This window comes from Streptomyces sp. NPDC058662, from assembly GCF_042716255.1.
Taxonomy (GTDB): Bacteria; Actinomycetota; Actinomycetes; order Streptomycetales; family Streptomycetaceae; genus Streptomyces.
Map to the genome: position 1 here is coordinate 15,549 of NZ_JBHXRU010000068.1, position 18,078 is coordinate 33,626.

The 18,078-nt window shown below is 71.5% G+C and carries 15 protein-coding genes and 4 tRNA genes; 12 read left to right on the top strand and 7 right to left on the bottom strand.

Going from position 1 to position 18,078, the window contains the following annotated elements; genetic code table 11:
- Positions 1-65 precede the first annotated feature (65 nt).
- Both purF and purM read left to right on the top strand, forming a co-directional pair.
- On the top strand, positions 66-1,583 hold the full coding sequence (gene purF / locus ACFWUQ_RS22085; protein ID WP_384540577.1) for an amidophosphoribosyltransferase: 1,518 nt from the start codon (positions 66-68) through the stop codon (positions 1,581-1,583).
- A gap of 121 nt (positions 1,584-1,704) precedes the next feature.
- Entirely contained in the window at positions 1,705-2,775 is a 1,071-nt protein-coding gene (gene purM, locus ACFWUQ_RS22090; protein ID WP_384540579.1) for a phosphoribosylformylglycinamidine cyclo-ligase, read from the top strand.
- Positions 2,776-2,858: 83 nt separating this feature from the next.
- Here purM and ACFWUQ_RS22095 read toward each other — a convergent pair whose 3' ends face one another.
- Together ACFWUQ_RS22095 and ACFWUQ_RS22100 are read right to left on the bottom strand one after the other, a co-directional pair.
- Positions 2,859-3,122: a DUF3073 domain-containing protein gene (locus ACFWUQ_RS22095; protein WP_384540582.1), complete on the bottom strand. Its 264-nt coding sequence runs from the start codon at positions 3,120-3,122 to the stop codon at positions 2,859-2,861.
- 290 nt (positions 3,123-3,412) lie between these two features.
- The gene (locus ACFWUQ_RS22100) at positions 3,413-4,507 is read right to left on the bottom strand and encodes a Leu/Phe/Val dehydrogenase (protein ID WP_384540585.1); all 1,095 of its coding nucleotides are present in this window, start codon (positions 4,505-4,507) and stop codon (positions 3,413-3,415) included.
- Positions 4,508-4,738: 231 nt separating this feature from the next.
- Between ACFWUQ_RS22100 and ACFWUQ_RS22105 the strand changes: the two genes are divergently transcribed.
- Together ACFWUQ_RS22105 and bldC are read left to right on the top strand one after the other, a co-directional pair.
- Complete coding sequence (locus ACFWUQ_RS22105; RefSeq protein WP_384540588.1) at positions 4,739-5,593, top strand: hypothetical protein; 855 nt, start codon at positions 4,739-4,741, stop codon at positions 5,591-5,593.
- Positions 5,594-6,150: 557 nt separating this feature from the next.
- The gene (bldC, locus tag ACFWUQ_RS22110) at positions 6,151-6,357 is read left to right on the top strand and encodes a developmental transcriptional regulator BldC (RefSeq protein ID WP_003949541.1); all 207 of its coding nucleotides are present in this window, start codon (positions 6,151-6,153) and stop codon (positions 6,355-6,357) included.
- 618 nt (positions 6,358-6,975) lie between these two features.
- Here the strand turns inward: bldC and ACFWUQ_RS22115 are convergent.
- Positions 6,976-7,049, bottom strand: a tRNA-Asp gene (locus tag ACFWUQ_RS22115).
- 71 nt (positions 7,050-7,120) lie between these two features.
- A complete protein-coding gene (hrpA, locus tag ACFWUQ_RS22120; RefSeq protein WP_384540590.1) occupies positions 7,121-11,050 on the bottom strand; it encodes an ATP-dependent RNA helicase HrpA in 3,930 nt (1,309 codons plus the stop codon).
- Between the two features lie 111 nt (positions 11,051-11,161).
- On the opposite strand from hrpA, the gene ACFWUQ_RS22125 reads away from it, so the two are divergent.
- The 3 genes from ACFWUQ_RS22125 to ACFWUQ_RS22135 all read left to right on the top strand — a co-directional run bounded on the left by ACFWUQ_RS22125 (position 11,162) and on the right by ACFWUQ_RS22135 (position 13,404).
- On the top strand, positions 11,162-11,632 hold the full coding sequence (locus ACFWUQ_RS22125) for a hypothetical protein (protein ID WP_384540593.1): 471 nt from the start codon (positions 11,162-11,164) through the stop codon (positions 11,630-11,632).
- A 147-nt stretch (positions 11,633-11,779) separates the two neighbouring features.
- Positions 11,780-12,535, top strand: a complete 756-nt coding sequence (locus ACFWUQ_RS22130) for a DsbA family protein (protein ID WP_384540595.1) — start codon at positions 11,780-11,782, stop codon at positions 12,533-12,535.
- Entirely contained in the window at positions 12,532-13,404 is an 873-nt protein-coding gene (locus ACFWUQ_RS22135; RefSeq protein WP_384540598.1) for a cytochrome c biogenesis CcdA family protein, read from the top strand. The genes ACFWUQ_RS22130 and ACFWUQ_RS22135 overlap by 4 nt, the downstream gene beginning before the upstream one ends.
- Before the next feature lie 36 nt (positions 13,405-13,440).
- Here ACFWUQ_RS22135 and ACFWUQ_RS22140 read toward each other — a convergent pair.
- From ACFWUQ_RS22140 to ACFWUQ_RS22150, 3 genes are all read right to left on the bottom strand, one after another.
- Positions 13,441-13,517: transfer RNA gene (locus ACFWUQ_RS22140), tRNA-Phe, on the bottom strand.
- Between the two features lie 22 nt (positions 13,518-13,539).
- A tRNA-Asp gene (locus tag ACFWUQ_RS22145) sits at positions 13,540-13,613 on the bottom strand.
- A gap of 39 nt (positions 13,614-13,652) precedes the next feature.
- Positions 13,653-13,725: transfer RNA gene (locus tag ACFWUQ_RS22150), tRNA-Glu, on the bottom strand.
- A gap of 104 nt (positions 13,726-13,829) precedes the next feature.
- On the opposite strand from ACFWUQ_RS22150, the gene ACFWUQ_RS22155 reads away from it, so the two are divergent.
- From ACFWUQ_RS22155 to ACFWUQ_RS22175, 5 genes are all read left to right on the top strand, one after another.
- On the top strand, positions 13,830-14,180 hold the full coding sequence (locus tag ACFWUQ_RS22155; protein ID WP_384540601.1) for a metallopeptidase family protein: 351 nt from the start codon (positions 13,830-13,832) through the stop codon (positions 14,178-14,180).
- Positions 14,177-14,665 carry a CrcB family protein gene (locus ACFWUQ_RS22160; protein WP_384540604.1) on the top strand — a complete coding sequence of 163 codons (489 nt, stop codon included), beginning with the start codon at positions 14,177-14,179 and terminating at the stop codon, positions 14,663-14,665. The genes ACFWUQ_RS22155 and ACFWUQ_RS22160 overlap by 4 nt, the downstream gene beginning before the upstream one ends.
- Positions 14,662-15,036, top strand: a complete 375-nt coding sequence (locus ACFWUQ_RS22165; protein ID WP_384540607.1) for a fluoride efflux transporter FluC — start codon at positions 14,662-14,664, stop codon at positions 15,034-15,036. The genes ACFWUQ_RS22160 and ACFWUQ_RS22165 overlap by 4 nt, the downstream gene beginning before the upstream one ends.
- A gap of 120 nt (positions 15,037-15,156) precedes the next feature.
- Positions 15,157-15,702, top strand: a complete 546-nt coding sequence (locus tag ACFWUQ_RS22170; RefSeq protein WP_384540609.1) for a hypothetical protein — start codon at positions 15,157-15,159, stop codon at positions 15,700-15,702.
- Positions 15,703-15,980: 278 nt separating this feature from the next.
- A partial coding sequence (locus ACFWUQ_RS22175; protein WP_384540612.1) for a DEAD/DEAH box helicase occupies positions 15,981-18,078 on the top strand: 2,098 nt, incomplete at its 3' end.

Consider the following 18,078-nt stretch of genomic DNA (forward strand, 5'->3'; position numbering starts at 1 on the left):
CACTGTGATTATTGCGGGCGGTCCCCAATTCGGACCAGTGGTCGATCTCGCCTACACTCGGAAGCGTGCCCCGTGGTGATGGACGACTCAACCACGACCTGCTCCCCGGAGAGAAAGGCCCCCAGGACGCTTGCGGCGTCTTCGGTGTCTGGGCTCCGGGTGAAGAGGTCGCCAAGCTCACCTACTTCGGACTGTATGCACTGCAGCACCGCGGACAAGAGTCCGCGGGAATCGCTGTGAGCAACGGTTCCCAGATCCTCGTCTTCAAGGACATGGGCCTCGTTTCCCAAGTCTTCGACGAAACCTCTCTCGGCTCGCTCCAAGGTCATATCGCGGTCGGTCACGCCCGCTACTCGACCACCGGAGCCTCCGTCTGGGAGAACGCGCAGCCCACCTTCCGCGCGACCGCCCACGGCTCGATCGCCCTGGGTCACAACGGCAACTTGGTGAACACCGCCGAGCTCGCCGAGATGGTCGCCGACCTCCCCCGTCAGGACGGCCGTGCCACCCAGGTGGCGGCCACCAACGACACCGACCTCGTCACCGCCCTCCTCGCCGGCCAGACCGACGACGAGGGCAAGCCCCTGACCATCGAGGAGTCGGCCGCCAAGGTCCTGCCTCAGGTCAAGGGCGCCTTCTCGCTCGTCTTCATGGACGAGGGGACCCTCTACACCGCCCGTGACCCGCAGGGCATCCGCCCGCTGGTCCTCGGCCGCCTGGAGCGCGGCTGGGTGGTCGCGAGTGAGACCGCCGCACTCGACATCTGCGGGGCCAGTTTCGTCCGCGAGGTCGAGCCGGGCGAGCTCATCGCGATCGACGAGAACGGTCTCCGCACCTCGCGATTCGCGGAAGCGAAGCCCAAGGGCTGTGTCTTCGAGTACGTCTACCTGGCGCGCCCGGACACCGACATCGCCGGCCGGAACGTCTACCTCTCGCGTGTCGAGATGGGCCGGCGCCTGGCCAAGGAAGCCCCGGTCGACGCGGACCTGGTGATACCGACACCGGAGTCCGGGACCCCCGCCGCCGTCGGCTACGCCGAGGCGAGCGGTATCCCGTACGGCTCGGGCCTGGTCAAGAACGCCTACGTGGGACGGACCTTCATCCAGCCCTCGCAGACGATCCGCCAGCTCGGCATCCGCCTGAAGCTCAACCCCCTCAAGGAAGTCATCCGGGGCAAGCGCCTGGTGGTCGTGGACGACTCGATCGTCCGCGGCAACACCCAGCGCGCCCTGGTCAAGATGCTCCGCGAGGCCGGCGCGGCGGAGGTCCACATCCGGATCTCCTCACCGCCCGTGAAGTGGCCCTGCTTCTTCGGCATCGACTTCGCCACCCGGGCGGAGCTGATCGCCAACGGCATGACGGTCGACGAGATCGCCACGTCGCTGGGCGCGGACTCGCTCTCGTACATCTCGCTCGACGCGATGGTCGAGGCGACCACCATCCAGAAGCCCAACCTCTGCCGTGCCTGCTTCGACGGCGAGTACCCGATGGAGCTTCCGGACCCGCAGCTCCTCGGCAAGCAGCTGCTGGAGACCGAGCTGGCCGGCGGCACGGACGCCGCCGACGCGCTCCGCCGTCCGTAGCCGGATCCCGGTCCGCACCCGCTCAACCTGCGCGGGGCCCTGTCTTCCGGGCCAGAACGAATGAAGGCCGGCCCAGGGCCCCGCACCAACCGCAGTAACGACACGAAAGCTCTCTCCTGTCATGACAGAGAAGACCACCGGTGCCAGCTACGCAGCCGCAGGCGTGGACATCGAAGCGGGAGACCGCGCCGTCGAGCTGATGAAGGAGTGGGTGAAGAAGACGCAGCGCCCCGAGGTCCTCGGCGGCCTCGGCGGCTTCGCCGGCCTCTTCGACGCCTCCGCCCTCAAGCGCTACGAGCGCCCGCTGCTCGCCTCCGCGACCGACGGCGTCGGCACCAAGGTGGACATCGCCCGCCGCCTCGGCGTGTACGACACCATCGGCCACGACCTGGTCGCCATGGTCATGGACGACATCGTCGTCTGCGGCGCCGAGCCCCTCTTCATGACCGACTACATCTGCGTCGGCAAGGTCCACCCCGACCGGGTCGCCGCCATCGTCAAGGGCATCGCCGAGGGCTGCGTCCTCGCCGGCTGCGCCCTGATCGGCGGCGAGACCGCCGAGCACCCCGGCCTGCTGGGCCCGGACGACTTCGACGTCGCGGGCGCGGGAACGGGTGTCGTCGAGTACGACCGGCTGCTCGGCGCGGATCGCATCCGTACGGGTGACGCCGTCATCGCGATGGCGTCGTCCGGCCTTCACTCGAACGGGTACTCGCTCGTCCGGCACGTCCTCTTCGACCGGGCCGGGATGGCCCTGGAGCAGGAGATCGCGGAACTCGGCCGGACCCTCGGCGAGGAGCTCCTGGAGCCCACCAGGATCTACTCGCTGGACTGCCTGGCGCTCACCCGTACGGCCGAGGTGCACGCTTACTCGCACATCACCGGCGGCGGCCTCGCGGCCAACCTGGCCCGGGTGATCCCGGATCACCTGCACGCCTCGGTCGACCGCTCGACCTGGGCCCCCGGCGCCATCTTCGACCTGGTCGGCACGGCCGGCCGGGTGGAGCGGCTGGAGCTGGAGAAGACCTTGAACATGGGTGTCGGCATGATGGCCGTCGTCCCCGCGGAATCGGTGGACGTGGCTCTGACCACGCTCGCCGACCGGGGTGTCGACGCCTGGGTCGCCGGCGAGATCGTCGACCGGGGCGCCCACACCGAAGGCGCGACCCTGACCGGTTCCTACGCGAGCTGAGCAGCACTGAAACCCGGTCCGGGGCCATGCCCCGGACCGGGTTTCAGTGTGTCGGCCTGCTGTTGTGCGGACGCTGTGGGGCGTCAAGCACCGCGACGGTGAGCGGACGGACCGGACTCCTCGTCCTCGTCCTCGTCATCGCTGTTGTACAACTCCGCGTACTTGGCGTACGGGTCGTCGTCGTCATCCAGATCGTCATCGACCTCGACCGGCTCGCTGACAGGCAGCGGCTCCGTCGGCGATGCGCCCAGCTCATTGGCCAGACGTGAGAGGTCAGTCCCGCCGCTGTTGTACTTCAGCTGGCGGGCGACCTTTGTCTGCTTGGCCTTGGCCCGGCCGCGCCCCATGGCTCGACCCCCTCGGTGACGGGGCTCGACGGCCCCAGAGTCTGACACGCGTTCATGGTTCGGAGCGGGCTCTCCGTGGAGAGACCGTCCGTAGGGGTTTAACGGTACCTGCTTCCGCGGCCATACGGTACGCCGCCCGCATGACGCGCCCCGGTGCAGAACCAGTAAGGCGCCCCGTCCTCGCTGGTCAGCTGCGATTTTAACCCGTTCCTGGCAAGCGACCCGCCGAAGCGCAGTGAGTTCCGTCTCGCCGCGCTCCCGGCGGGCCGCCCCAGGGGTCCCGCGGGGGCCTAGACCGCCAGGGCGACGCGGGCCTCCGCCATGCGCTGCTCGGCGATCCGGTCGGCCGCGGCGGCCGGCGGGATCCCGTCCGCCTTCGCACGTGCGAATATGGCGAGCGTGGTGTCGAAGATCTCCGAGGCCTTCGCCTTGCAGCGGTCGAAGTCGAAGCCGTTGAGCTCGTCGGCCACCTGGATCACCCCGCCCGCGTTGACCACGTAGTCGGGCGCGTAGAGGATGCCGCGGTCCGAGAGGTCCTTCTCGACACCGAGGTGGGCGAGCTGGTTGTTCGCCGCACCGCAGACCACGGAGGCCGTGAGGGCCGCCACGGAGTCGTCGTTCAGGGCGCCGCCGAGCGCGCAGGGCGCGTAGACGTCCAGGCCCTCCGTGCGGATCAGGGTTCCGGTGTCGGCGACCGCGGTGACCTTGCCGGGGTGGCGGTCCAGGACGCGGCGTACGGAGTCCTCCCGCACATCGGTGACCAGGACCTCGGCGCCGTCCGCCACCAGGTGCTCGACCAGGTAGTGGCCGACCTTGCCGACGCCCGCCACGGCGACCTTGCGGCCGCGCAGCGTCGGGTCCCCCCACAGGTGCTGGGCGCTGGCGCGCATGCCCTGGAAGACGCCGAAGGCGGTGAGCACCGAGGAGTCGCCGGCGCCGCCGTTCTCGGGGGAGCGTCCGGTCGCCCAGCGGGTCTCGCGGGCCACGACATCCATGTCCGAGACGTAGGTGCCGACGTCGCAGGCGGTCACGTAGCGGCCGCCGAGGGACTCCACGAAGCGGCCGTAGGCCAGCAGCAGTTCCTCGCTCTTGACGACGTCGGGGTCGCCGATGATCACGGCCTTGCCGCCACCCAGGTCGAGACCGGCGAGGGCGTTCTTGTACGACATGCCGCGGGAGAGGTTCAGCGCGTCGGTGACGGCCTCCTCGTCCGAGGCGTACGCGTGGAAGCGCGTACCGCCGAGGGCGGGGCCCAGGGCGGTGGAGTGGATCGCGATGACGGCCTTGAGGCCCGTGGCTCGGTCCTGGCACAGCACGACTTGCTCGTGGCCGCCCTGCTCCGTACGGAACAGGGTGTGCAGGACGCCGTCGGTCATTTCGGTCACGGTGGTGACTCCCATGGGAGAGATGCGGCGGGATGGCGCCGGCCCTGCGGGTGGGGGCGGGCGCGCTGGGAGCAGCGTAAGACCTGCGGCCCGCGCGTAGGGGACCCGTCCGCGGATCGAAACCCACCCGGAGTACGGGCGGGCCCGGCCGCACGGCCCGCAGGGGCCTCCCCGCCGCGCCCGCGGCGCCGGGGAGGTGAAGGAGCGGCCGAAACGGGGGAGTACGAGGGCGTGAGCGAACCCACCGATCCCCTGCTGCCCGCCGCGCGCTCCGCGCCGGCCGTGCCCTACGCGTCCTACCTGCGCGTCTACGAGCCGCTGACCGCCTTCCCCGAGCCCGAGCGCGCGTACTGGGCCGGCTACGTCGGGCGCGGGACGACCCCGACGGCCCAGGACGAACTGCGACGGTCGCTGGTGGACTTGGTGCGGGTCCCCGTGGTGGGGGTGCCGGCGCAGGAGAGCGCGGACGCGTTCACCGCCGAGGTCGACGGCGTGCTGCTGGTCTGCCCCTGGCGCACCCGGCTGCGCGGCTGGCTCGCGCTGCAGGAGCTGGTCGAGTGGTTTCCACTGCCGGTCCTGGACGCCGCCCTGCCGCCGGTGGCGCGCCACCGGGCGGTGGCGGAGTACGAGCGGTGGCGGGAGCGGAACCCGGACGCGCGCCCGTGGATCCGTACCGGCGTCTGGCAGGTGCCGCTGCGCTGGTTCGTCCTGGTCGCCGACGAGGACCGGGAGTACCTGCCGGGCGAGCGGCTGCGCTACCGGACCCCGATGGTGCAGGCGCGGCGGCGGCTGGCGCGGGCCCTGCGGACCCTGCGCGAGGCGGAGGGGTACGGGATGCTCGCCGAGGGCCTGGTGGAGGTCGGGAGCTGGCTGGAGGAGTTCCACCCGAGGTCGATGGTCGAACTGGATTACGGAGGCCTGCTGCACGCCCTGCCGGCCGACAAGCTCGCGGCCGACCGCTCGGCCCGGGACCTCGCGGCGGGCATCGCGGCGCTGCGCGCCGGGGACCGGGAGGGCGCCGCGGAGGCGTACGAGGAGCTGGCGGAGCGCTGGAGGGCCGTCCGGGAGCGACTTTTCGCGAATTAGGCGCGGCGGGGTCCGAGGGCGCGGACCCGGCCGGTACGTACCGTGGCGTATCGGTCGATCAGCCCTAAGTAGCTGATCAGAGGGCTGATCATGGCATTCGGGACCTAGTGCCGGGACCTACGTCCCGATACGGGCCATTGGCCCAAGCGTGACGGACCGCACTAACCACACCCTTGCGCCCTTCCCCTACCCTCGTGCCAAAATAGGACAAGGAGTCCGGGGAGGGTTCCTTCCGCCCAATTAAGTGCGGAATGCTCGGCATTGCGCTCTACGGGGGGTCTGACGACTCCTGATCGCTCTGTGACTGATCGTCACAGTGGGGTGACTGTCCGTTATGGGACGGTCCATCGGCTTCCGCCGCTGATGAACACCTCGGAGGGCAATTCCATCGGTTTGGCCCTTCGGGCTGGACGGATGGTGTAGTTGTAGTGCCGAGGACAAGCCGTTCGTCCTATAACCGACTCGGCCCGCGTCTGTCCATTTCGGGCAACGCGGGCCAAGGTGCAGAATTTAGAGGAAAGAACCGAGATGGTTCGGTTCTCCCGAGGAGGCCGCTCATGACCGCTCGCACCCCTGATGCCGAGCCGCTGCTGACCCCGGCTGAGGTTGCCACGATGTTCCGCGTGGACCCGAAGACGGTCACCCGCTGGGCCAAGGCTGGCAAGCTCACGTCCATCCGCACCCTGGGTGGACACCGCCGTTACCGCGAGGCTGAGGTCCGCGCACTGCTTGCGGGAATTCCGCAGCAGCGCAGCGAGGCCTGAGGTTCCGCAGCACCCCGCATTACCGGGTACGTATCGGGTCCCCCAATCCGATGAAACCCACAAGGCTTCATGCGACCGAACCTGCCCCAACAGGTTCGCCGTCGTTCGATCGCGCTGGACTCCGCCGGGTCCAGCGCGATCTTTTTTTATGCCCAGGTCAGGGCCTTTCGGAACCGGGAATGGGCCCTGCCGGAGGTAGGTGCAATGGCACATATAAAATCGAGAGAGCGTAGGGATGCGATAAAAGAGTGAGTTCCAAAAACTCGTGTGGTGACTCCCGTCACAGATGATCACTCTTGTACATGCGCCGACGCACCCCGTAATGGGGACCCGGGGCGCGCGGGGCCTCATACGAACGGGGGATTCCGGGCCGGGCCCGCGTCCCGGGAGGGCCGGCGGGTGCCCGCGGGACGCGCCGGGTGCCCCATGGGGGCGTGTACGGGCCAGAGGCGGCGTACGGGGGGCGGGGAGCGGCCCGGCGGGCGGCACGGCCGGTGCGCCCGCAGGGCGGTTCAGGACGGCGCGCGTACGGGCCGTCCAGGGCGGTCCGGCGCAGCCGCACCCGTCAACGCGTCAGGGCCCGTACCCCCAGAGGGATACGGGCCCTGACTATCACTGCGAACCTGACGGGACTTGAACCCGCGACCTCCACCTTGACAGGGTGGCGAGCTAACCAACTGCTCCACAGGTCCTCGATCGCGGCCGATTGCTTGGCCGCGAATCAGACTGTACAGCAGCTCAGGGGGTGCGGTCGAACCGGGGATCACGGGGCCGCCGCGTCCACCGCCTTCACGATGCGCTTGTCCGAGATCGGGTACGCCGTACCGAGCGCGTGGGCGAAGTAGCTGACCCGCAACTCCTCGATCATCCAGCGGATGTCCGTCACCTCGGACGGCACCGGCCGCCCCTTCGGCAGCTGCTCCAGCAGCCAGGCGTACTCGTCCTGCATCTCGTGGACCTTCTGCATGCGCGTGGTGTCCCGCTGGACGCCTGTCGGCATCTGCTGGAGCCGCCGGTCCGCCGCCACCAGGTAGCGCATCAGGTCCGGCAGCCGGCGCAGCCCGGTGAGGGTCACGAAGCCGGCCGGCACGAGCGCGGCCAGCTGCGTCCGCACGTCCTGGATGTTGGCCACCAGCGCCAGGCTGTTGGTGGCCTTCAGGCGGCGCTCGCAGGCCTGCCAGGCGGCCAGCACCTGCTCCACCTGGCCGACCGCGCGCACGGTCGTGTCCACCAGGTCGGCGCGTACGGCCTCGTAGAGCTTCCGGAAGCCCGCCTCGTCCCACGCGGGCCCGCCGTGGTCCGCGATCAGCCGGTCGGCCGCCGCGGTCGCGCAGTCGTCGAAGAGCGCCTGGACGGAGCCGTGCGGGTTCCGGGACAGGGCCAGCTTCTGCTGGTTGCTCAGGTGGTCCGAGGCGAACTTGGCCGGGTTCACCGGGATGTTGAGCAGGATCAGTTTCCGCGTGCCCCGCCACATCGCCTGCTGCTGCTCGGCCTCGGTGTCGAAGAGCCGTACCGAGACGGTCGCACCGTCGTCCACCAGGGCCGGGTACGCCTTCACGGGCTGGCCCGCGCGCCGGGTCTCGAACACCCGGGTCAGCGTGCCGATGGTCCAGTCGGTCAGTCCGCCGCGCTCCAGGGACTCCCCGCCCGCCCGCTCGGCGGTGGCCGCAGCGGCCTGGGAGAGGGCCTGGCGGGCCCTGGGCTTGAGCCGCAGCCGCAGGGACTCCAGGTCCTTGTCCTCGGCGAGGTTCTTGCGGCGCTCGTCGACGATCCGGAAGGTGATCTTCAGGTGGTCCGGGACCCGGGACAGGTCGAAGTCCTCCGCGGACACCGGCACCCCGACCATCCGCTGGAGCTCGCGGGCCAGCGTCACGGGCAGCGGCTCCGACAGCGGCACGGCCGTGTCCAGGAAGCGGGTCGCGAAGTTGGGCGCGGGCACGTAGTGCCGGCGGATCGGCTTCGGCAGCGAGCGGATCAGCTCGGTGACGACCTCCTCCCGCAGGCCCGGGATCTGCCAGTCGAAGCCCTCGTCGGCGACCTGGTTCAGCACCTGGAGCGGGATGTGCACGGTCACGCCGTCGGCGTCCGCGCCCGGTTCGAACTGGTAGGTCACCCGGAACTTCAGCTGCCCCTGCCGCCAGGTGTCCGGGTAGTCGGCCTTGGTGACCCCGGCAGCCTTCTCCGTCAGCAGCATCGCGCGCTCGAAGTCGAGGAGTTCCGGCTCCTCGCGCTTCTTGTGCTTCCACCAGGAGTCGAAGTGCGCCCCCGAGACCACGTGCTCGGGGATCTTCTGGTCGTAGAAGTCGAAGAGGGTCTCGTCGTCCACCACGATGTCGCGCCGGCGGGCCCGGTTCTCCAGCTCCTCCACCTCGGTGAGGAGGCGGCGGTTGTCGGCGTAGAACTTGTGGTGCGTGCGCCAGTCGCCCTCGACCAGCGCGTTGCGGATGAACAGCTCGCGCGAGACCTCCGCGTCGATCCGGCCGTAGTTGATCTTCCGCTGGGCGACGATCGGCACGCCGTACAGCGTGACCTTCTCGTACGCCATCACCGCGGCCTGGTCCTTCTCCCAGTGCGGCTCGCTGTACGTCCGCTTGACCAGGTGCTGCGCCAGCGGCTCCACCCACTCGGGCTCGACCTTGGCGTTCACCCGGGCCCACAGCCGCGAGGTCTCCACGAGCTCCGCCGACATGACGAACTTCGGCTGCTTCTTGAAGAGCGCCGAACCGGGGAAGACCGCGAACTTGGCGCCGCGGGCACCGAGGTACTCGTTCTTGTCGGTGTCCTTGAGCCCGATGTGCGACAGCAGGCCGGCCAGCAGCGAGACATGGACGTGCTGCTCCGCCGCGTCGGCGTCGTTGACGTGGAAGCCCATCGCCTTGGCGACCGTACGCAGCTGCGAGTAGATGTCCTGCCACTCGCGGATCCGCAGGAAGTTCAGGTACTCCTGCTTGCACATCCGGCGGAAGGCGGAGGAGCCGCGCTCCTTCTGCTGCTCGCGGATGTAGCGCCACATGTTCAGGAAGGAGAGGAAGTCGCTCGTCTCGTCCTTGAAGCGGGCGTGGTTCTGGTCGGCCTGCGTCTGCTTGTCCGAGGGGCGCTCCCGCGGGTCCTGGATCGACAGGGCCGCCGCGATGACCATGACCTCGCGGACGCAGTTGTTCTTGTCGGCCTCGACGACCATGCGCGCCAGGCGCGGGTCCACGGGAAGCTGGGAGAGCTGCCGGCCCATCGGGGTGAGCCGCTTGCGCGGATCCTTCTCCGCCGGGTCGAGCGCGCCGAGCTCCTGCAGCAGCTGGACGCCGTCGCGGATGTTGCGGTGGTCCGGCGGGTCGATGAAGGGGAACTTCTCGATCTCGCCGAGTCCCGCCGCCGTCATCTGGAGGATCACCGACGCCAGGTTGGTGCGCAGGATCTCGGCGTCGGTGAACTCCGGGCGGGAGAGGAAGTCGTCCTCGGAGTACAGCCGGACGCAGATGCCGTCACTGGTACGGCCGCAGCGGCCCTTGCGCTGGTTGGCGCTGGCCTGCGAGATCCGCTCGATGGGCAGCCGCTGGACCTTGGTGCGGTGGCTGTAGCGGGAGATCCGGGCGGTACCCGGGTCGATCACGTACTTGATGCCCGGGACGGTCAGCGAGGTCTCCGCGACGTTGGTCGCGAGGACGATGCGGCGCCCGGTGTGCTGCTGGAAGACGCGGTGCTGCTCCGCGTGCGAGAGGCGCGCGTAGAGCGGGAGGACCTCGGTCAGCCGCAGGTTCTTCTTGTTCAGCGCGTCCGCGGTGTCGCGGATCTCCCGCTCGCCGGAGAGGAAGACGAGGATGTCGCCCGGACCCTCGGACTGGAGCTCGTCGACGGCCTCGCAGATCGCGGTGATCTGGTCGCGGTCGCTGTCCGCCGCGTCCTCGTCGTCCTCCAGGAGCGGCCGGTAGCGCACCTCCACCGGATACGTGCGCCCGCTGACCTCGACGATCGGGGCGTCACCGAAGTGGCGGGAGAAGCGCTGCGGGTCGATGGTCGCCGAGGTGATGATCACCTTGAGGTCGGGGCGCTTGGGGAGCAGGGTGGCGAGGTAGCCGAGCAGGAAGTCGATGTTCAGGGACCGCTCGTGGGCCTCGTCGATGATGATCGTGTCGTACGCGCGCAGCTCGCGGTCCGTCTGGATCTCGGCGAGCAGGATGCCGTCCGTCATCAGCTTCACGAAGGTCGCGTCCTGGTCCACCTGGTCGGTGAAGCGGACCTTCCAGCCGACCGTTCGGCCGATCTCGGACTTCAGCTCCTCGGCGATGCGCTCCGCGACCGTGCGGGCCGCGATCCGGCGGGGCTGGGTGTGCCCGATCATGCCCCGGACGCCGCGCCCCAGCTCCATGCAGATCTTGGGGATCTGCGTGGTCTTGCCGGAGCCGGTCTCGCCCGCGACGATCACGACCTGGTGGTCGCGTATCGCCTCGGCGATCTCGTCCTTCTTCTGGCTGACGGGCAGGTTCTCGGGATACGTGACCTCCGGCATCCGCGAGGCGCGCCCGGCCAGTCGCGCGGCGGCCTGGGAGGCCTCCGCGGCGATCTCGTCGAGCACGGCCTGCTTGGCCTCGGGCTTGCGGATACGGCGGGCGCCTTCGAGGCGGCGGCCGAGGCGGTGCGCGTCACGGAGGGAGATCTCACCGAGAAGCGTCTGCAGGGCGGCGAAGGAAGTAGACATACCTGATCGAGGATCTCACCTGGCCCCTCCGGGTGGCGAACGCATTTGTCGGGCGGACCCGTACCATTTCGGGACGACTCCCCCGACTGTCCGAGTGAGAGGCCGCCCACCATGTCCCGCCCGCGCCGCGTCCGCAGCCTGCCGGCCGCCGTGCCGACGGTCCTGCTGGCGGCTCTGCTGGCGGTCCTGACGGGCTGGGGAGCCGCCCCGGCGGCGGTCGCGGCCGCACCGGTGGCGGCTCCGGCGGTCGGTGCGGCGGCTCCGGCGGTCGCGGCTGCCCGGGCGGGCGCCCCGGCGGCCCCGGTCGCCTCGGCCGTGCCGGAAGGGGCGGCCGCGGACCCCGCGCCCGCCCTCGCTGCCGGCGGCCGGGGCGAGGGGCCCGTCTGCGCTCCCGGCGCCCCCGGCCGCGACGGCGCTCCGGCCGCCCCGCCGCGCACCGGGTACGACCACGCGCAGGTTCCGGCGGCGCGGCCGGACCCCGAGGGCGCCCGGCCGCACGGGACCACCCCCGTACGGGTCCCCGTACGCGGCCCCGACCGGGCGGCGCCGGGACCGGTGGAGCTGTCCGTGCTGCGGGTCTAGGAGGCCATCCGCGGATCACGCCGCGCCCTGTGCCACCCGGCACCGGCACCGATGCGGCGCACTGGTCCGCGAGGGCCGCCCGGACACCACCCGGCGGCCCCGTCCCCGGTCCGACCCCTTCGCGCATTCACTGGAGCACGTATCCGCATGTCCCCTTCGCCCTCCCCTTCCTCTTCTTCTTCCTCCTCCCGCACGCCGCTGCTGATCGCGGCGGGCGTCGCCGTGGCCGCCGTCGCGCTGGGGGTCGTCTCCTGGCAGGCCACCGCCCCCGCCGACAAGGACTCCGGCCGGGCCGCCGCCGGATCCGGCCCCGTCACCGCCGCGACGCCCCGGACCGATCCCGCCGCCGGACTCAAGGCGCTCGCCCGCCGCGAGGCCGGCGACAAGCTCGCCGTGGGCCGCGCGGACGCGCCCGTCGTCCTGATCCAGTACTCCGACTTCAAGTGCGGCTACTGCGGCAAGTTCGCCCGGGACACCGAGCCCGCCCTGGTGGAGAAGTACGTCGAGGACGGCACCCTGCGCATCGAGTGGCGCAACTTCCCGATCTTCGGCGCCGACTCCGAGGCCGCCGCCCGGGCCGCCTGGGCGGCCGGCCGCCAGGACCGCTTCGCGCGGTTCCACGCGGCCGCGTACGCCGAAGGAGCGAAGGAGAAGGGCTTCGGCGAGGCGCGGCTGCTGGAACTGGCGCGGGAGGCGGGAGTCCCCGACCTGGAGCGCTTCAAGGCCGACATGGCCGGTGAGGAGGCCGCCGCGGCCCTGCGCAGGGATCAGGAGGAGGGCTACCGCATCGGCGTGACCTCCACCCCGTCCTTCCTGGTCAACGGGCGGCCGATCGCCGGGGCGCAGCCGGCCGAGGCCTTCGGCGCCGCCATCGCCGAGGCCGCGGCGGCGGCCGGGCGATGACCGAGATCGGCTACCTGGCCGCCCTGCTGGGCGGCCTCCTCGCCCTGCTCAGCCCGTGCAGCGCGCTGCTGCTGCCGGCCTTCTTCGCGTACTCGATCGACTCCGCCTCCCGGCTGCTGGCCCGTACCGGGATCTTCTACGCCGGCCTCGCCAGCACCCTCGTACCGCTGGGGGCGGCCGGCTCGTACGCCGGGCGGTTCTTCCACAGCAACCGCGACGAGCTCGTCCTGGCGGGCGGGTGGGTGATCATCGCGCTGGGGCTCGCCCAGATCCTGGGCCTGGGATTCGCCCCCCGCCGGATCGCCGAGCTCTCCGGCCGGATCCGGCCGACCACCGCCCTGTCGGTGTACGCCCTCGGCGCGGTCTACGGGCTGGCCGGATTCTGCGCGGGCCCGATCCTGGGCAGCGTCCTGACGGTGGCGGCGGTCGGCGGCAGCCCGGTCTACGGCGGCCTGCTGCTGGCGGTGTACGCGCTGGGGATGGCCGTACCGCTGTTCCTGCTGGCCCTGCTGTGGGAGCGGTTCGAGCTGGGCCGGCGGCGCTGGCTGCGCGGCCGGGCCTTCGCGCTGGGCCGCTTCGAGCTGCACACCACCTCACTGCTGTCCGGGCTGTTCTTCCTCACCCTGGGCGTGCTGTTCCTCGTCTACGACGGGGCGAGCGCGCTGCCCGGACTGCTGGACGTGGACGACTCGTTCGCGGTGGAGCAGCGGGTGAACGCGCTGGCCGGAGCCGTCCCGGACTGGGCGCTGCTCGCGCCGGTCGCCGGGGGCGCGGCGGCCTTCGGGCTGCTGCACCGGCGCCGCGCGGCGCGCGCGGCCCGGTCCGCCGGCGCGGAGCGCCCCGCGGAGACGGCGGAGACGGCGGGGTAACGCGGAAGGCCCCGTCCGAGGGACGGGGCCTTCCTGTGGTGGCTGGGGCCGGGGTCGAACCGGCGACCTATCGCTTTTCAGGCGATCGCTCGTACCAACTGAGCTACCCAGCCACGAAACCGTTTCCGGCTTCAGCGATCCTGACGGGACTTGAACCCGCGACCTCCACCTTGACAGGGTGGCGAGCTAACCAACTGCTCCACAGGACCTTGCAGTGTGCGAGACCAAGTCTTGCACACGGTAATGCGTACCCCCAACGGGATTCGAACCCGTGCTACCGCCTTGAAAGGGCGGCGTCCTGGGCCACTAGACGATGAGGGCTAAAGGCCCGCCTGGGCGCTTTCCAGCGCGTCGGGGACGTGAGAAGCATATGGGATCCCGGCTGCTATCGCCAAAACGGTTTCCCCCGGAGCGACAATGGTCGGGTGCTGGAGATGACGCGCGAGGAGTTCGAAGAGCTCGTCGCAGAGGCCCTGGACCGCATCCCGCCGGAGCTCACGCGGCTGATGGACAACGTGGCGGTGTTCGTCGAGGACGAGCCGCCCTCCGACGACCCCGAACTGCTCGGCCTGTACGAGGGGACCCCGCTCACGGACCGGGGCGAGTGGTACGCCGGAGTGCTGCCGGACCGGATCACCATCTACCGCAACCCCACGTTGCGGATGTGCGAGGACCGGGAGAGCGTGGTCGCGGAGACGGAGGTCACCGTGGTGCACGAGATCGCCCACCACTTCGGGATCGACGACGAGCGCCTGCACGCCCTGGGCTACGGGTGACCCGGCCGGTCCCCGGCGCCGAGGCCGTCGACCCCGACGTCGACCTGCACGTCCCGGCCCACCGCGCCGAGCCCCGCGCCCGGGTGCTGGCGGCGGTGGCGGCGGGCGGGGCCGTCGGGGCCTCGGCGCGGTACGGGGTCTCCCTGCTGTGGCCGACCGCCCCCGGCGGCTTCCCGTGGGCGACCTTCTGGATCAACACCTGCGGCTGCGCGCTGATCGGCGTCCTCATGGTGCTGATCGGCGCGGGCGGCCGGTCCGCACATCCGCTGGTGCGGCCCTTCGCCGGGGTCGGGGTGCTGGGCGGCTTCACCACCTTCTCCACCTACGCCGTGGACTTCTCGCGGCTCCTGGACGAGGGCGAGGCGGGGACCGCGCTCGCATACGCCGCTCTCACGGTGGCGGCGGCGCTGGGCGCGGTGTGGGCGGCGGCCTCCGCGACCCGACGCCTTGTCCGGGGCGGCCGCGCGGGGAGCGGGGGACCGTGAACTGGCTGCTCGTGGTGGCGGGGGCGGCCGTGGGGGCGCCGCTGCGCTACCTGACGGACCGCGCCGTCCAGGCGCGGCACGACTCCGCCTTCCCCTGGGGCACCCTCGTCGTCAACACCGCCGCGTGCCTGCTGCTCGGGGGCCTGGGCGGGGCGGCGCTGGCGGGGGCCTCCTCCTCGCGGCTGGACCTCCTGCTGGGCACCGGGCTCTGCGGGGCGCTGAGCACGTACTCCACGTTCTCCTACGAGACGCTCCGACTGGCGGAGACCGGCCGGACCTTCCTCGCGGCGGCGAACGTCGCCGTATCGGTGCTGGTCGGGCTGGGCGCCGTGCACCTGGGGTCGCGGGTGGCGGGGCAGCTCGCGGGCTGAGTCCGGGCGGCGGGCGCGCGAGCCGGTGCGCGCGGGGGCGTGTCCCTTACGGGTCAGAGGGAGTTGGGCACATTGACCCGCTCATGCGGAACTCCCGTCCAGGCTCCCGGAGGTGCCCCCGTGCGCCAGTTGTCCGCTTCCCTCCGCCTGGCCGTCACCGCGCTCGCGGTCGCGGCCACGGCGAGCTGCATGAGTGTCGGCGAGCACGCGGCGAAGCCCGGTGCCTCCTCCTCGGCCGGTCCCGGGGGCGCGTCCGCGGGCGGGGGCGCCGCTTCCGGGCGGGGCTCCGGCGTCCACGGCAGCGGGCAGGGCGCCAGGGACGGTACGGGAGCCCAGGACGGGAAGCCGAAGGAGGACGGCAAGGCGTCCGGCGCGACCGGAGCCAGCCCCAGCCCGGGAGAGCCGAGCCCCCGCCCGGGGGCGCCCTCGCCCTCGGCGGGACCGGGCGGCGGAGCCGGCGGCCAGGGCCACCAGGTACCCCCCTCCGGCGGGTCGGGCGCGGGCGGGTCCGGCGGTGCGGCCGGTTCGGCGGGCCCCGGCGGCGGACACCACTCCCCGCCCCCGGTCCCGGAGCCGACCGCCACGGTCCCCCCTGTGACGGAACCCACGCCGCCGCCGGTCACCCAGCAGCCCGATCCGACCACCCAGCCGGAGCCGCAGCCCTAGGCCGGGGGCGGGCCGCCCGCGGCCTTGGTCCGCGTTCACCCGGACCTCGGCGTGGGGCATCTTCCCAGGTCAGCGCCGTTCTTCCGGGAGTGACTTGCCAGACCCGGGGGAGGGTGCGTATGGTTATAGATCGTTTGATCCCATTGCCCGGCGCCGACTCCGAAGAGCGCCGCGTGGCGCGTACTCTCCCTAGCCGTGGCTGACCGCATTGAGGCGGTCGATTTGCGATTCACGGAGTTTGGGCGCGTGCCGAGACTCCGGAAGGTTTCGCATTTCGCATGTCCATTTCCAGTTCTGACCGTTCCGTCATGCCCGAGAACGACTCCCACGAGATCGTCGACGCCGAGGCCCTCGTGGTCACCGAGGCCATCGAGGCCGCAGAGGCCGACGAGATCATCGAGGCTCTTGAGGCCGACGTGAACACCGACGAGTCCTTCGAGGACTCTGCCACCGACTCCGCCGCCGACTTCGACGCGGACGACGCCGACGAGGCCGACGCCGAGCCCACCCTCACCTTCGGTGACCTGGGTCTGCCCGAGGGCATCGTGCGCAAGCTCGCGCAGAACGGCGTCACCGCTCCCTTCCCGATCCAGGCCGCGACCATCCCGGACGCCCTGGCCGGCAAGGACATCCTCGGCCGCGGCCGCACCGGCTCCGGCAAGACCCTCTCCTTCGGTCTCCCGACCCTGGCCTCGCTGGCCGGCGGGCACACCGAGAAGAAGAAGCCCCGCGCGATCATCCTCACGCCGACCCGTGAGCTCGCGATGCAGGTCGCGGACGCCCTCCAGCCCTACGGCGACGTGCTCGGCCTGAAGATGAAGGTCGTCTGCGGCGGCACCTCCATGAGCAACCAGATCTTCGCTCTGGAGCGCGGTGTCGACGTCCTCGTCGCCACCCCGGGCCGACTGCGCGACATCATCAACCGCGGTGCCTGCTCCCTGGCGAACGTCCAGGTCGCGGTCCTCGACGAGGCCGACCAGATGGCCGACCTGGGCTTCCTGCCCGAGGTCACCGAGCTGCTCGACCAGATCCCCGGCGGCGGCCAGCGCATGCTCTTCTCCGCCACCATGGAGAACGAGATCGGCACCCTGGTCAAGCGCTACCTGACCAACCCCGTCACGCACGAGGTCGACAGCGCCCAGGGCAACGTCACGACCATGACGCACCACGTGCTCGTCGTGAAGCCGAAGGACAAGGCGCCGGTCACGGCCGCCATCGCCGCCCGCAAGGGCCGCACCATCATCTTCGTCCGCACCCAGCTGGGCGCCGACCGCATCGCCGAGCAGCTCGTCGAGTCCGGCGTGAAGGCCGACGCGCTCCACGGCGGCATGACGCAGGGCGCCCGTACCCGCGTCCTCGCGGACTTCAAGGACGGCTACGTCAACGCGCTCGTCGCCACCGACGTCGCCGCCCGAGGCATCCACGTCGACGGCATCGACCTGGTCCTGAACGTGGACCCGGCCGGCGACCACAAGGACTACCTGCACCGCTCGGGCCGTACCGCCCGCGCCGGCAAGTCCGGTGTCGTCGTGTCGCTGGCGCTCCCGCACCAGCGCCGCCAGATCTTCCGCCTGATGGAGGACGCGGGCGTCGACGCCACGCGCCACATCGTCCAGGGCGTCGGTGCCTTCGACCCGGAGGTCGCCGAGATCACCGGCGCGCGTTCGCTGACCGAGGTCCAGGCCGACTCCGCGAACAACGCCGCCAAGCAGGCCGAGCGCGAGGTCGCGGAGCTCACCAAGCAGCTGGAGCGTCTGACGCGCCGCGCCGGTGAGCTGCGCGAGGAGGCCGACCGCCTGGTCGCCCGCTCCGCCCGTGAGCGCGGCGAGGACCCGGAGGCCGCTGTCGCCGAGGTGGCCGAGGCCGCCGAGGCCGAGGTAGCGGCTGCCGCCGCTGCCGCCGCCGCCGAACTGGCCGCGCAGGAGCGCCGCGAGGAGCAGCGCGCCCAGCGCGACGACCGGGGCAACTTCGAGCGTCGCGACAACCGCGGCGGCGACCGCGGCGGCGACCGTGGCGGCTTCCGCCGCGACGACCGCGGTGACCGCGGTGGCGACCGCGGCGGCCGTCCGTCCGGTGGCTTCAATCGTGACGACCGCGGTGGCCGTCCCTCGGGTGGCTTCAACCGTGACGACCGCGGTGACCGCGGTGGCGACCGTGGCGGCTTCCGCCGCGACGACCGCCCCTCCGGTGGCTTCCGTTCCGGTGGCGACCGCCCGTCCGGTGGCTTCCGCTCCGGTGGCGACCGTCCGACCGGTGGCTTCCGCCGCGACGACCGTCCGTCCGGTGGCTTCAACCGGGACGACCGCGGTGGCGACCGTCCCTCCGGTGGCTTCCGCTCCGGTGGCGACCGTCCGACCGGTGGCTTCCGCCGCGACG

What these genes read in the sequence shown, in the direction of transcription:
- purM (WP_384540579.1), top strand. Translation starts at nt 1,705, where the DNA reads ATGACAGAGAAGACCACCGGTGCCAGCTACGCAGCCGCAGGCGTGGAC.
- ACFWUQ_RS22095 (WP_384540582.1), bottom strand. Translation starts at nt 3,122, where the DNA reads ATGGGGCGCGGCCGGGCCAAGGCCAAGCAGACAAAGGTCGCCCGCCAG.
- bldC (WP_003949541.1), top strand. Translation starts at nt 6,151, where the DNA reads ATGACCGCTCGCACCCCTGATGCCGAGCCGCTGCTGACCCCGGCTGAG.
- hrpA (WP_384540590.1), bottom strand. Translation starts at nt 11,050, where the DNA reads ATGTCTACTTCCTTCGCCGCCCTGCAGACGCTTCTCGGTGAGATCTCC.
- ACFWUQ_RS22125 (WP_384540593.1), top strand. Translation starts at nt 11,162, where the DNA reads ATGTCCCGCCCGCGCCGCGTCCGCAGCCTGCCGGCCGCCGTGCCGACG.
- ACFWUQ_RS22130 (WP_384540595.1), top strand. Translation starts at nt 11,780, where the DNA reads ATGTCCCCTTCGCCCTCCCCTTCCTCTTCTTCTTCCTCCTCCCGCACG.
- ACFWUQ_RS22135 (WP_384540598.1), top strand. Translation starts at nt 12,532, where the DNA reads ATGACCGAGATCGGCTACCTGGCCGCCCTGCTGGGCGGCCTCCTCGCC.